Annotated in this window: 11 protein-coding genes; 4 read left to right on the top strand and 7 right to left on the bottom strand. The window is 66.6% G+C overall.

The window, feature by feature from the left end; all coding sequences use genetic code 11:
* Window positions 1-92: 92 nt before the first annotated feature.
* The 3 genes from BRAGE_RS0137365 to BRAGE_RS55355 all read right to left on the bottom strand — a co-directional run bounded on the left by BRAGE_RS0137365 (window position 93) and on the right by BRAGE_RS55355 (window position 2,552).
* Entirely contained in the window at window positions 93-980 is an 888-nt protein-coding gene (locus BRAGE_RS0137365) for an efflux RND transporter periplasmic adaptor subunit (protein ID WP_027563573.1), read from the bottom strand.
* A 192-nt stretch (window positions 981-1,172) separates the two neighbouring features.
* The gene (locus BRAGE_RS0137360) at window positions 1,173-2,288 is read right to left on the bottom strand and encodes a lactonase family protein (RefSeq protein ID WP_027563572.1); all 1,116 of its coding nucleotides are present in this window, start codon (window positions 2,286-2,288) and stop codon (window positions 1,173-1,175) included.
* Between the two features lie 126 nt (window positions 2,289-2,414).
* Complete coding sequence (locus BRAGE_RS55355) at window positions 2,415-2,552, bottom strand: hypothetical protein (protein ID WP_156950903.1); 138 nt, start codon at window positions 2,550-2,552, stop codon at window positions 2,415-2,417.
* A 132-nt stretch (window positions 2,553-2,684) separates the two neighbouring features.
* On the opposite strand from BRAGE_RS55355, the gene BRAGE_RS55350 reads away from it, so the two are divergent.
* Window positions 2,685-2,861, top strand: coding sequence for a hypothetical protein (locus tag BRAGE_RS55350; RefSeq protein ID WP_156950902.1), 177 nt, complete (start codon window positions 2,685-2,687; stop codon window positions 2,859-2,861).
* 96 nt (window positions 2,862-2,957) lie between these two features.
* Window positions 2,958-3,080, top strand: coding sequence for a hypothetical protein (locus tag BRAGE_RS57680; RefSeq protein WP_283808074.1), 123 nt, complete (start codon window positions 2,958-2,960; stop codon window positions 3,078-3,080).
* A 61-nt stretch (window positions 3,081-3,141) separates the two neighbouring features.
* Here BRAGE_RS57680 and BRAGE_RS0137340 read toward each other — a convergent pair whose 3' ends face one another.
* From BRAGE_RS0137340 to BRAGE_RS0137330, 3 genes are all read right to left on the bottom strand, one after another.
* A complete protein-coding gene (locus tag BRAGE_RS0137340; RefSeq protein WP_027563571.1) occupies window positions 3,142-3,501 on the bottom strand; it encodes a hypothetical protein in 360 nt (119 codons plus the stop codon).
* Between the two features lie 173 nt (window positions 3,502-3,674).
* A complete protein-coding gene (locus BRAGE_RS0137335) occupies window positions 3,675-6,338 on the bottom strand; it encodes a bifunctional diguanylate cyclase/phosphodiesterase (protein WP_027563570.1) in 2,664 nt (887 codons plus the stop codon).
* A gap of 235 nt (window positions 6,339-6,573) precedes the next feature.
* Window positions 6,574-7,269, bottom strand: coding sequence for a hypothetical protein (locus tag BRAGE_RS0137330; protein WP_027563569.1), 696 nt, complete (start codon window positions 7,267-7,269; stop codon window positions 6,574-6,576).
* 170 nt (window positions 7,270-7,439) lie between these two features.
* On the opposite strand from BRAGE_RS0137330, the gene BRAGE_RS0137325 reads away from it, so the two are divergent.
* Both BRAGE_RS0137325 and BRAGE_RS0137320 read left to right on the top strand, forming a co-directional pair.
* A complete protein-coding gene (locus tag BRAGE_RS0137325) occupies window positions 7,440-8,459 on the top strand; it encodes a LysM peptidoglycan-binding domain-containing protein (protein ID WP_027563568.1) in 1,020 nt (339 codons plus the stop codon).
* Between the two features lie 151 nt (window positions 8,460-8,610).
* Window positions 8,611-9,867: a Spy/CpxP family protein refolding chaperone gene (locus tag BRAGE_RS0137320; protein WP_051378267.1), complete on the top strand. Its 1,257-nt coding sequence runs from the start codon at window positions 8,611-8,613 to the stop codon at window positions 9,865-9,867.
* Window positions 9,868-10,153: 286 nt separating this feature from the next.
* Here the strand turns inward: BRAGE_RS0137320 and BRAGE_RS51960 are convergent, their stop codons facing one another.
* Window positions 10,154-12,904 (bottom strand): beta strand repeat-containing protein, encoded by a 2,751-nt coding sequence (locus BRAGE_RS51960; protein WP_051378265.1) that lies wholly within the window; start codon window positions 12,902-12,904, stop codon window positions 10,154-10,156.
* Between the last annotated feature and the right edge of the window lie 100 nt (window positions 12,905-13,004).

Here is a 13,004-nt window from a genome sequence, read left to right as displayed (position 1 = left end):
GCAAAGGCGCAACGCGCCGTGCCCACCATCTTTCAAAGATCTCGATAGAAGACGTGGGCACGCTTCGCTTTGCCCACCCTACGAAGTCGTCCCTACTTCGCCGCTTCCGCGGCCATCACCGGCCGCACCGGGTCGCCTTCGCGCAGCAGCGCGCCGGCGCGGGCGACGACGATGTCGCCTTCGTTGAGGCCGTCGCGCACCTCGATATTGCCGCCCGACATCAAGCCGATCTCGACGCGCTTGGTCTCGACGCGGTTGCGGCGGATCACCTGCACCACAGTGCCGGCGGACGAATATTGCACGGCGGTGAGCGGCACCGCGACGTTGCAGCTCTGCCCGGTCTTGATCAGCGCGCGCCCGCTCGCGTTGAGCAGCAGCCGCTTCTGCGAGGAGATGCCGATATAGACCATGCCCTGCTGGATGTTCGGCTCGACGGTCGGCCCGATGCGGCGCACCTTGCCGTCGAGATCGCCAGCGCCGGCGATGCGCACCGTCGCCTGCTGGCCAACCGCGAGCTTGCGGATATCGGTGGTCGCGACCAGGCCAACCAGATCGTATTCGCTGCGCGCCACGATCGTGAACAGCGCCTCGCCCTTGGCCGAGGCCAAATTGCCAATCTGCGCCGTCGAGGTCGCGATCACGCCCGCCACGGGCGCGGCGACTTGAAGCGTGCCGCCTTCGGGCAGCGCGAGGCGCGCCAGCACCTGGCCGGCCGTAATGGTGTCGCCGGCTTCCGCCAGCACCTCCGTCACCTTCAGGCCGGGACGCTCGGGCCGCACCGAGGTTTCCTCGCGCGCGATGATGGTGCCGGTGGCCTCGACGATGTCGGAGAAGCAGGATTTTGCCGCCTTCAGCACCGTGACCGCCGGCCCCTTCGGCGCCTCGTCTTCGGCGGCGCGCGCGGCAGGAGCGGACAGCAGCAGCAGTCCGGTGAGCGCAACGAGATGTCTGGAAAAGAAACGCGCAGGCAATGGACGCATCGGTCATTCCGGTTGGGGCCTTGACGGCCTCATCGATAGCAGAAGCAACCGCGGCGGGCCATGGGCCGGCCGGATGAGAATGCCGCAGCGCAGGCGGCGCGATGCCGCCTGTAGGATTAGTCTTTGAAATGACGAAGAGGTTCGCCGTTGCCTCTTACCCTCCCCCTCCAAGGGAGGGTAAGCGAAGCGCCCTCACGGCAGGCTCAAGAACTCCACCCAGTTCGGCTTCTTGCCGGTCGGATAGGACTTCAGTTTCCCCAGCGCGCCGCTGCTTTGGTCGATCGCATAGACCGTCATGCTGTCGGAGAGCTCGCCGACCGCGGCGAGGTAGCGCCCCGTGGGATCGATGTGGAAGCCGCGCGGCTGCTTCTCGGTAGGCACGCTGCCGATCGTGGTCAGCTTGCCGCTGGTCGCATCGACCTTGTAGGCGGCGATCGTGTTGGTGGTGCGCTCGGAGGCGTAGAGGAAGCGGCCGTCGGGCGTGATGTGGATGTCGGCGGCCCACGGTTTGCCGGTGAACCCTTCCGGCAATGCGGTGGTGCGCTGGATCTCGTCCCACGCGCCGCTTTTGGCCTCATAGGTGAAGGCGGCGACGTCGCCGTTCAGCTCGTGGATCATGTAGACGAACTTGCCGTTGGGATGGAACACGAAGTGTCGCGGTCCCGATTTTTCCGGCACCTTGTGGGTCGGCGGATCGTTCGGCGTCAGCATGCCCGCGGTGGCATCGAACGCGAAGCTCAGCACCTGGTCCGAGCCGAGATTGGTCGCGAACACGAAACGGTTGTCGGGCGATGGCAGGAAGGCGTGCGCGTTGAGCCCGGTCGGAATCACCTGCTTCGGCTCGCCGACAACGCCGTTGGCCTGAAGTGGATTGAGCGCGACCTTGTTGCCGCCATAGGAGGCGCTGAACAGGAATTTGCCGCTATGGTCGACGGCGATGTTCGCCATGCTGTCGGCGAGCGGCCCGTTGCCGATGTGGCTGAGCTGGCCCGTCCTGGGGTCGATCGCAAAGCTCACCGCGAGGAACGGCTGCGAGCGTACGCCGGCGATCAGCACGCGGTGGTCGGGCGTGATCGCGAGCGGCGTCGAGGAGCCGGGCTTCTCGACGCCGGTGAAGGCCGCGGTCTGCACCGCCGTCATCTCGCCGTTGTCGGCCAGCTTGAACACGCTGATGTCGTTGCTGTCGGCGTTGCCGACATAGGCGAAGGTCTCGGCCATGCCGGGGCGGACTCCAGAGATGAGGGCGAGCAAAGCAAGTGTGGTGGCGATCGCAGCGCCTGATGCGCCGCGGCGTGTCGGTCTCAACATGGGGCTCCTCCATCAAGCCGGTGCGGCCCGGTCCTTTTGCCCTGGAGGATAGCGGGAGCCGCGCCGCCGCACCAAATCCCAATTAAGATCGATCAATGCCGAAATTGTATCAGTTGTGCGGGGCGGCTAGCGCACCGCCGCCGTCAGGCTGCGGGAGGGCAAATGCGGGCCGGTCGCATAGTCGGGTGCTCCGAGCACGCCCCACACCGCGACCGCAACCAGCGCGCAGGTCAAGATCGTCCAGACCACGAGTCGTTTCCGCATCAGGCCAGATCCATCATCCGTTCGATACCCCCATCGCCGCCAGCGATCGTGCACTGCAAACGGCGACGATCCTATGAACTCATTCACAAGTGAAAACAGCGAACCAATGCCGCGCCCGCGCATTGACCCGTCATGCCCCGCGAAAACGATCTTGAAGGCAAGCCCGACATGGGCGGCAAGCATGGCGGTCAGGCCGGCCAGCCGAAACCGCCGCCGCGCCCGCGCCAGGGCCCGCGCGATGAGGACGTCGTGGCAAAGCGCCACACCGGCCAAACCGATCGCAGCGCCCCGCCGACCAAATCAAAATAGCGCCTCGCCCGCGCCGTACTTTCATTGGGAACAGCGGCCTCGTCTTGCCGTTACCTTGATCCCGCGGGCGGAGGAGAGCGAAAGGGAGGCTGGCACGTGTTTTGGATCTATTGGGACGCCGCCTGGTCGCTGATCATCAGCGGCATCTGGGTCGCCACCATCGTCAGCCATCCCGACGCCGAGTTTGTCGAAATCCAGGCGGCCCGGCAGGTGAAGTGAGCCCGCGCACGTCGCGCAGCCGTTGGGCTGACTGATCCGCATTGCGATCTCAAGGTGAAGCTCAGATCATGCTGCCGGGCATGAAGCAGCGGATCAAGGCGCGGCCGTTGACGTAATAGGGCCAGACCATGGTGCGGCCGGCGCGGTTCGGCTCGGTGATCACGGCATCGTCGGGCACCTCGATCCAGGCGCCCTGGAGCCTCACGCGATAATGTCCGTCGCGCGTGTCCCAGTCGACATCGTCGAGCGCGGTGCCGTCGGCATCGGCGCAGCAGGGGCCGCCGGCCTTGCTGTGCAGGCTCTCGAACCAGCCCTTGAGCGGCGAGTTGGCGTAGCGGCCATCGTCGCGGGCCTGCGCAGGCAGGCCGATCATCGCGATGGCCGCCAGAAGAGGGATCATCCTGAAAGTCACGACCGCCATGTCGCCTCGCTCGATCCGCGCACGCGCGAGCGCGCAGACGCGAAGCCTGCTGCGAGGCGCGTGATGCATGTTGGCTGCCGCCCGCCGGCCAGAGTTCCAGCCGCCTCGGCAGGGCGATAACCGCAAGGCCTGAGGTTTGATCCTATTTTGGCGCGGTGAGCTCGCCGGGGCTACTACGCCGCCACCGCCTGCGCCGACAGCAGCTGTTTCAGCTTCGCGGCCGGTACGGCCGGGCTGAATAGCCAGCCCTGCATCTGGCTGCATCCGAGCTGGCGCAGCACCTCGCGCTGGGCCTCGGTCTCGACGCCTTCGGCCGTCGTCGCCATGTGGCGCGCGGCGGCCATGTGCACCACGGCCTGCACGATCGGCGAGGAATCCTCGGACTGACCGATGTCGCTGATGAAGCTGCGGTCGATCTTGATCTTGTCGAAGGGGAAGCGGTGCAGATAGCTCAACGATGAATAGCCGGTGCCGAAATCGTCGAGCGCGATCCGCACGCCGAGCTCGCGCAGCTGCTGCAGGATGGTGAGCGCCTCCTCGTCGTCGCGGATCAGCACGGTCTCGGTCACCTCGAGCTCGAGCCGGCCGGGTGAGAGGCCCGACTCCGCAAGCGCCGCGGCGACCTTCAGCGCCAGCGTGCTCGATCGGAATTGCACCGGCGAGACGTTGACGGCGACGTGGATATCGCCCGGCCAGCCCGCCGCCTCGGTGCAGGCCTGCCGCAGGACCCATTCGCCGATCTCGCCGATCAGACCGGTGTCTTCCGCGACCGGAATGAAATCCGCGGGCGAGACCATGCCGCGCTCGGGATGGCGCCAGCGCAGCAGCGCCTCGCAGCCGGTGACGACATTGGCCGCGAGGTCGACCAGCGGCTGGTAGTGCACCTCGAACTCGCCGCGGGCGAGCGCCTGGCGCAGATCGAGCTCGAGCTGGCGGCGCTGCCGCGCCTTGGCGTCGTATTCGGGGATGAAGATGCGGAAGGTGCCGCGGCCCTCGGTCTTGGCCGCATACATCGCAAGGTCGGCGCGCTTGAGCAGATCGTCGAGATTGTCGCCATGGTCGGGCGCGATCGCGATGCCGATGCTGGCGTCGGTCGGGATCTCCTGGCCCTTGCAATTCACCGGCGTGCGCAGTGCCGTCAGGATATTGTCCGCCAGCGCGGCCAGCTCCGGCTCATCGCAGGTGCCGGCCTTGATGATGGCGAACTCGTCGCCGCCTAACCGTGCGACGAGATCGTTGCCGCTGACGCAGGCGCGCAGACGGTTCGCCACCTGGCGCAGCAGCTCGTCGCCGACCTCATGTCCCAGCGAATCGTTGACGCCCTTGAACTCGTCGACGTCGATATAGAGGATCGCGAACGGCTTGCCCTGGGCGAGCTCGGCGACGCGGCGCTCCAGATGGCCGCGCATCAGCACGCGGTTGGGCAGGTCGGTCAGCGCGTCGTAATGCGCCATATGTGCGATGCGCTCGTCGGCGCGGATGCGCTCGGTGACGTCGTCATGGGTGGCAAGCCAGCCGCCGGCAGCACCAGGCTGGTTCTTGACCTCGATCAGGCGGCCGTCGGCGGTCTCGACGATGGCGCTCTGCGTGCGGCCGACATTGTCCAGGATGTCGTCGCAATAGGCATCGACGTCGCCGTGGAACGAGCCGGTGTCGTAGCGGTGCTGGATCACGTCGCGGAAATAGGCGCCGGGCTTCACCACGCCAGCGGAAAGGCCGTACATCTCGATGTAGCGGCGATTGCAGACGATCAGCCGCTGGTCCCGATCGAACATCAGGAGGCCCTGCGTCATCGTGTTCATCGCGGTGTCGAGCCGCTGCTTCTCCACCGAGAGGCGGTTGGTCATCTGGCGGAAGATCAGGAACAGCGTGAGCACGAGCAGGCCGATCGACAGCACGGCCACGAACACGAAGAACTTCGTCTGCGTGCGCCAGGTGGCGAGCGTCGCGTCCAGCGACTTGGTCGCGACCACGACCAGCGGCTCGCCGGTCAGGAGGCGCGAGGCGACGATGCGGTCCTTGCCGTCGATCGGGCTTGCGAGCTGCGTGGTGACGAAGGTGCGTTCGAACACCGACCGCTGCTCCGGCGTGCCGTTGCGGAAATTCTCTCCGATCATGGCATCGACATGCGGAATGCGCGCGAGCAGCTGGCCGTTCTGGTGATGCATCGCGATCGAGGATTCCTCGCCAAGCCCGCTCGAGGCGAAGAAGGATTCGAGCTGCTCCGGCGAGATCGCGCGCGAGACCATGCCGAGGAATTCGCCGTGCGGGCCGGAGACGCGCCGCGCGAACACGATGGCGGGACCGTTGCCGAACCGGCCGGGAACGACCTCGATCTCCTCCTGCGACGTCGGATCATTCTTCAGGCGGTCGAAATAGCCGCGGTCGGCGACCGAGATGTCGGCGACCGGCCAGCGCCGCGACGAGTTGATCAGAACGCCCTCGGCATCGAACACGTTGGCGCCGGCGACGTCGGACCAGCCGCTGGCTTTCGCGCGCAGCACCTCGTGCATGGCGAGCGTGCCCATCTCGCTGCGGAAGACGTTGGCGGATTCGATGCCGTGGCTTTCGAGCTCGGCGATGACGCTCTTCTGCAGCACCGCGAAATCGGCGAATTCGCGGTCGAAGTGCCGGGCCAGCAGCCGGACGGAGTTTTCCAGGCTGTCGCGGCCGCTTTCGATCGCATTCTGGCGGAAGCGGTCGACGGTGAGCGCGGTGCCGATGGCCATCGCGACCATCAGCACGAAGCCGCCGCCGATCAGCCACGTCAGCGGCGCTCCCTGCCAACGGCGCAGCAACGCGCGCATCCGCGCGGTCCATCGGATTGATGTGCCCATCCAGCCCTCCCGTGGGATGCAAGATGCAGCAAAACCGACAAGACCCCGTTACCAGTAAGGGTTAGGAAAATATGAATCGGAATGGAATCAGAGGCTTGGGTTCCCTATGCGGGCGCCTACGAGACCGTAGGCTGGGCAAAGGCGCCCTTGCGCCGTGCCCACCATCTCTTCGTGGCGGCAAAAAGCGCGTGGGCACGCTTCGCTTTGCCCACCCTACGAAGCTACCAAGCGGCTCTCACCGCTTGATCTCCCACTCCAGCGCCTCCGCATTGCCCTTGGCGAACATCGCCGGGACATCGAACTTGCCGGTCTTGAGGTCATAGCGGCATTTCCAATCCGCCAATCCCTTCACGGCGACGTTCTTCGGATGCTTGTCCATCGCCCCCGACAGCGAGATCACGAGGTAACGGTTGTTGGGCCAGTCGACGCCGAGCCAGCGATAGGCATCTTCGGTGCCTTTCATCAGATTGGCCGAGATGTGGTAGTCGAGCTTCATGTTCTTCGTATCGGGCCGGCTGTGGAAATAGGCCCAGGCAAGATCGCTGAGCGATTTCCGGGTCGCATTGACGAAGGCGCCGTTCTCGACATGGTAGAGGAACAGATCCTGCGAGCCCGAGCCCGTCTTCTGCATCCGCACCAGCCATTGCGAATCGGCGGTGAAGCGGAAGCCGGCGCCATAGCCCTGCTCCGGCTTCAGCTCCGTCATCTGCTCGCCGCGTCGGGCCCAGACCTGCCATTTGACCTCGAAAAGGTCTTCACTGTCCTTCATGTATTGCTCGAGCTTGGTCGCACCGTCGGGCGAGGTGAAGGCGAGATCGGCGTTGTCGGTGAGGACGAAGCCCGGCGGCGGGCCGGATGCGGCGAGCGCGGGGGAGGCGGCAAGGAACAGGGCAAGCGCCAGCCATGGCGCGGGACGGCAAAATCTGGTCACGGAAGAAATCCCTAAAATAAATGCCGCGCTGCGGCCTTGCGCATTGGACTCCGGCGGGGCGGTGCCGGTTCATCCGAAAGAGGGATCATCCCATCGGCCGACTTGCTGCCGCAGCGAAATCGGCGCAATTTGCTGCCATCGGCTGATTTGCGATCCAAGGTTCTGCATCGATGTTGACCGCTTCCAAGGCCTTCATTGCGTTCTGTCTGCTCGCATTGGTTGGCACCGCGCTGGTGATCGGGCCCACCGAGCTGCGCCGGCTGTTGCCGGGCGGGGAGAAGACCGAGGTCGCCGCCAAACCTGAGGTCAAGGCCGCGAAGCCTGAGGCCAAGGCTGAATCCAAAGCCGAAGCCAGGCCGGATGAGTCCAGGCTTGCCGCCGCGCAGCCTGCACCATCGGCGTCCCCCGAGCCGGTCGTCCCGCCAAAGGCGGCGGCTCCGCTCGCCGAGACGCAGAAGCAGATTGCGGCACTCGGCGAGCTCGCCCCGGCCAATCCGCCGGCGGCCGCGGCCGATGCCGGCCCCCGGTTCGACGTCGCGCGCGTCGACGATCACGGCGAGGCTGCGGTGATCGCGGGGCAGGCCACGCCGGGTGCCAAGGTCGAGCTGCTGCGCGACGGCAAGCCGCTCGACTCCGTGGTGGCCGATGCGGCGGGCCAGTTCGTGATGACCCCGTCCCAGCTCCCCGCCGGCTCCTATGAACTGACCCTGCGCGCGACAGCGTCCAACGGCACCGTCACCCAGTCCGCCCGCACCATGCCGGTGATCATCGCCGAAGCCGCGCCGCCGCCGGCGCGCCCGGCACCTGCCGCGCGGCAGGCCGAGAAGCCCGACGACAAGTCAGACGTCGTGGCCTCCCTGCCGTCAGCTGCGCCGCGCCTCGCCTCCGCGCCAGAGAGGTCGGCGGCCCGTCCGCGGCTGATGGGGACGCCGAAGCCGAAGGTCCTGGCGCGCGCGCCGGCCGCCAATGCGGTCGCATCGGCCTCGCCGGCAGAGGTCTTCAATACCGCGCCGGCCGATGCGGGCGGCAGCCGCGTGATCTCGCGCGGCGACAGCCTGTGGGCGCTCAGCCGCCTCGCTTACGGCGATGGCGCCCGCTATGCGGTGATCTTCAACGCCAACCGCGACAAGATCCACAACCCGAACCTGATCTATCCCGGCCAGACCTTTGTGCTGCCGAAGGCACACTGATGATTTCTGCGACGCTTTGACCGGCGCGGGGTCGGAACCTTTGGTTCCGCTCTGAGTCATCTCTGTACCGCGCACTGCGTGCCTGGCGCTGGAGGAGGGCCAAGAGGTGGTCAACTCAGTGGTCAATTCGGTCGTCATGCGGAGGCCTCGCATGGGACTGGTGCTGGCGGGCGCAGTCCTCGCGACTTTGGCGGTGCTGCTGCCGAGCAAGGCCGAGGCACAGTTCGGACTACGGGGCGGTCCGCTCGGCGTCGCCCGCTTCGCCGTCGGCCACATGATCGGCATGTCACGCCTGCGCCATTCCCGCATGGCGGTGCGGGGCGGCCGATACCGCTCCGCCGCGCTGAGATCGCAGGATCCGCGCGGTGCCGAGCGCGGTCAGCCGCCCAATCCCTACATCGTGCGTGCGGCGCTCACGGCGCAGGCCGCGCTGTCGGGCTGGCGTGGCGGCCGCCGCCCGCAGGGCTGGTGGCGCCATCCCGACGGCAGCTATGGCTGGGCCGGCCCGGTGTTCTGGCCGTTCGCGCAGGACGATCTCGCCAACGCCGTCATCCTCGGCGATATGACCAGCCTCTCGCTCTATGGTTATGGCGACATCTATGCCGCGATCTTCGCGCCCTATGCCGCGACCGAGCTCGCCGCCTATACCGCGCCGCAAGGCCGGCGCGCGCGCAAGGTTCCGTCGGCGCAGAATGTCTGTGATGCCAGCGATCCCGCTGGCTTCCCCATGGATCGCATCGTCACCGCCGTGCAGCCGAACGAAGTGCAGCGCGCAGCACTCGACGATTTCAGTGCCGCCTGGCTAGCCGCCCGCGACAGCATTCGCGCGGCCTGCCCGGCAGAGGTGCCCGCGACCGCGGCGGATCGCCTCGGCCTGATGCGCGAGCGCATCGAGGCGATGATCAAGGCGACCGACGCGGTCGCAGCGCCGCTGGCTAAATTCGAGGGCCTGCTCGACGACGGCCAGAAGAAAAAGCTCGATGCGCTCGGCCAGGAGCGTCGCGCCGCGCTCGCGGCCGGCCAGAAGAAGGATGCGCAGGCGGCAAGCGCCTGCGAGGCCGACAACGATCCGCGCTATGACGTGCAGGCGCAGCGCCAGTACGAGCAGCTCGTGCAGCAGCAATGGCCCGCCGCCGACATCGCCGCGACGCTCAAGCTCGACGACACCGGCCGCGCACGCCTCGACGTGCTTCAGGACACCACGCTGCGCACCATGGAGACGCTGAGCCCGTGCACAGCGAAGACCGCAGCGACCCCGCAAGCCCGCCTCGCCGCGGTGAAGGCGCGGCTCGGCGCCATGCTGGAGGCGGTCAAGACCGTCGGCGATGCGCTCGATGATTTCGAGGCGGATTTGACCGACGAGCAGAAGGCCGCCTTCGAGGCCATCGGCCCGAAGCGGGGCGCGTGAGCGCAGAGGAATCACATTGAGAGCCGTTCCTCCGGCCATCCTTCGAGACGCCCGCTTTAGGCGGGCTCCTCAGGATGAGGACCGAGTGCGCGGCAGCAGCTTCAACCGGCGCGGTGCTGTTTAGCTTCATCCTGAGGAGACCGCTGGAAGCGGTCGTCTCGAAGGACGAGGCGCGCGCTCAGGCCGTCCAGGACGCCATATGCGATCGCCCTCCCCCACAAGGGGGGAGGGACCGGAGAGAGCAATTCTTTTGGCTCGGCTCGTTCGACTTCAACGCATCCCGCTTCTAGCTGAAGAAATGGCCGCCAGAGGCCAGCGAGTAAGCCTGCCACTGATGATCGAGCACGATCGTCTCGTGGCTGCCGTTGCTCTGGCTGATGTCGATGACGAGGTCGTTGGCGCCGCCGCGATGGGCGGTGACGTCGGCCGAGTCCTTGACGAGATCGACCAGCGCCGCCATCGACTTCACCACCGCGCCGGAGCCGGCGCCTTCGCCGTTGTCGAGCACGGCCGCGGCATGCGCACCTGATGAGGCGAAAGTGCCGGCCTCGTAGTCGTAGAACACCAGCGCGTCACCCTTGTTGAAGTTGAGGTCGAATACGGTGTCGGTGGCGCGCTGGCCGGCCGCCTGGTCGGTGCCGTTGAAGCGGAACTGATCGGCGCCGGCGCCGGCGTAGAGCAAATCGTTGCCGCCGCCGCCGTTGAGCACGTCGGAATGCTGGCCACCGATCAGGATGTCGTTGCCGCCCTTGCCGTCGAGGAAGCTGCCGACCGGGCTGAACAGTTTTGCGATCAGCAGATTGTTGCCGTCGTTGCCTTCGACGAGATTGTCGGCGATCGCGGTGATCTTGGTGCCGCCATTGCCGTCGGACGACAGCTGGAAGTTCAGGCCCGAGGCATAGGCATGGGAGTCGAGCTGCAGCGTGATCGTGCCGGACTTGCTTCCGGTGATGGTGAGGACGTTGTCGGCCGACAGCGTCACCTGGCTGGCCTTGCCGATGCCGGCGAGGTCGATGGTGTCGCCGACGCCGAAGCCTTCGATGGTGTTGTCGAGATGGCCGTGGTCCAGCGCCGCCTTGTCGATCTTGAGCGTCTGCGCGCCGTCCTCGAAGGTGATCGCGCCTGTGCCGGCGGCATCGAGCGCCGCGAGCTCCAGCGTTCCGGCATGCAGCGTCGTGCCGCCGGTGTAGCCGTTGCTCTGGCTCAGCACCGTTGTGCCGGTGCCGGCCTGGTCGAAGGCGCCGTTGCCGGAGATCGTCGCATTGAACACGAAGACGTCGGAATGGGTGGACGCGAACACGCCATTGTCGGTGACGGCGCCCGTGAGCGAGCCGCCATCGGCGAGCGCGAGCCTGGCGCCCGCGTCGATGGTGATGCCGGAGGCGAAGCTCTCGGCATCGGTGACGCTCCAGCTGCCGGCCTTGACGTCGAGCAGCTCGAAATTCACCGTATGCGCCAGCGTGCCGGAGCCGTTGCCGAGCAGGTTGAACGTATCGATGCCGTCGCCGCCATCGACCGCCGCGGTGAAGGTCGCGCCGGTGTAGTCGTTCACGATGTCGTCGCCGCCACCGAGCGCGACGCTGCCGTCAATCGTGCCGTGGTTCGTGATGATGTCGGCGAAGGTGTCGGTGATGGAGATCGCCTCGCCATTGCCGCCGTGGATCAGGCCCCAATTCTCGACCGTCGTCGGCGCGAAGGCGTTGCCGAGGTTGGAATCGTCGACCGTAATCGCCCGCTCGACGCTCGAGATCGTGCCGTAATTGACGATGCTTCCGCCGCCGATCGTGATCGCCTCGGCCAGGATGCCATCGCTGTGGCCCGTCGTGGTGATCGAGCCGTAATTCGTCAGCGCGATCAGGCCGTCGACGTCGATGCCGTCGCCGTCGCTGACGCCGTCGGCATGGCCGGTGATGAGGCCGGAATTGAGGATGGTCGTGGTGGTCGTGCTCGCGGTGTCCATGTTGATGCCGGAGCCGGCATCGCCGATGATGCTGCCGCCCGCATCGTTGCTGATCGTGATCGGCTGGTCGCCGGTGATGCCGTGGCGCGTGCCCTCGATGGTGCCGCCGGCATGGTTGTTGACGACGCCGCCGGCATTGCCCTGGAAGTCGACGCCGTCATTGGTGTCGCCGGCCGTGCCGCCGCCGAAGATATTGCCGTAATTGTCGACGACCATGTTGACGCCGCCGCGGACCGCGTCGGCATCGGCCGCCTTGATCACACCGGTCGCCTCGTTGATGAGGTGAATGCTGCCGCTGGTCGAGACCAGATCGGTGAAATCGATCGCCTGGCCGTTGGCGGATCCGGTTCCGGTCGACTGGATGGTGCCGACATTGTCGACCGTGACCGAATAGGTCGCGGTCGTGGTCAGCGTCGAGGCCGTGATGCGCACCGCATCGCCCTGCGACTGGATCACGCCATGCTGCTCGTTATCAAGCGTGAACGAGGTGATGTTGGTGAGGTTCGACGTGTTCAGATTGATCGCGCGGCTCGCCGAGGCGGTCGCGTCGATCAGGCCGTCATTGGTGATGGTGATGATGCCGGCACCGGGGCGGATCGCATCATTGCCGGAGGCGCCGATCACCGCGCCGGTGTGATTGGTGATGTTGATGACTTCGGTGGCCGACACGATCGCGGCGAAGTCGAGCGCCTGCCCGCTCGAGGCCGCAATGATGTTGCCGCTGGCGTCCACCGCGCCGGAGACGATGCTGCCGGAATTGTCGACGGTGATGGTGCCGGTGGAGAGTGCGGTGTTGATGCGGAACGCATCGTCGCCCGTGATCAGCTTCGCGCCGGCCTCGTTGGTGAAGCTGAGATTGCCCGTCGTGAAGGAACCCTTGGTGTCGATGCCGCGGCTCGTCGCCAGGATGGTGCCGGCATTGTCGATCACCACGGTCTGCCCGGCCGCGCCGCCGGTCCAGGTGATGTCGGTGGTGTCGGACAGCGTGCCGCCGGCCTGGATGATGCCGGTGTCGGTATTGCCGACGGTCTTTGCGGACGTGACTGTGGAACCGCTTGCCACGGTGAAAGAAGCCATGATCCCTCCCTGACGTGCCCTGGAAATGCGGCGCCGGCCGGCGCTGCGAAAATGCTTGGGACGAGAGCGGTATCGGGGGGAGATGACGGCGGGATGACGC

Origin of the sequence: Bradyrhizobium genosp. SA-4 str. CB756, from assembly GCF_000473125.1 — a bacterium.
Classification (GTDB): Bacteria; Pseudomonadota; Alphaproteobacteria; order Rhizobiales; family Xanthobacteraceae; genus Bradyrhizobium; species Bradyrhizobium arachidis.
The sequence above is the reverse complement of the archived record's forward strand: the minus strand, read 5'-3'. Positions and strand labels throughout refer to the sequence as shown.

What these genes read in the sequence shown, in the direction of transcription:
- BRAGE_RS0137360 (WP_027563572.1), bottom strand. Translation starts at nt 2,288, where the DNA reads ATGTTGAGACCGACACGCCGCGGCGCATCAGGCGCTGCGATCGCCACC.
- BRAGE_RS0137365 (WP_027563573.1), bottom strand. Translation starts at nt 980, where the DNA reads ATGCGTCCATTGCCTGCGCGTTTCTTTTCCAGACATCTCGTTGCGCTC.
- BRAGE_RS55355 (WP_156950903.1), bottom strand. Translation starts at nt 2,552, where the DNA reads ATGCGGAAACGACTCGTGGTCTGGACGATCTTGACCTGCGCGCTGGTT.
- BRAGE_RS51960 (WP_051378265.1), bottom strand. Translation starts at nt 12,904, where the DNA reads ATGGCTTCTTTCACCGTGGCAAGCGGTTCCACAGTCACGTCCGCAAAG.
- BRAGE_RS0137340 (WP_027563571.1), bottom strand. Translation starts at nt 3,501, where the DNA reads ATGGCGGTCGTGACTTTCAGGATGATCCCTCTTCTGGCGGCCATCGCG.
- BRAGE_RS0137320 (WP_051378267.1), top strand. Translation starts at nt 8,611, where the DNA reads ATGGGACTGGTGCTGGCGGGCGCAGTCCTCGCGACTTTGGCGGTGCTG.
- BRAGE_RS0137325 (WP_027563568.1), top strand. Translation starts at nt 7,440, where the DNA reads ATGTTGACCGCTTCCAAGGCCTTCATTGCGTTCTGTCTGCTCGCATTG.
- BRAGE_RS55350 (WP_156950902.1), top strand. Translation starts at nt 2,685, where the DNA reads ATGCCCCGCGAAAACGATCTTGAAGGCAAGCCCGACATGGGCGGCAAG.
- BRAGE_RS0137335 (WP_027563570.1), bottom strand. Translation starts at nt 6,338, where the DNA reads ATGGGCACATCAATCCGATGGACCGCGCGGATGCGCGCGTTGCTGCGC.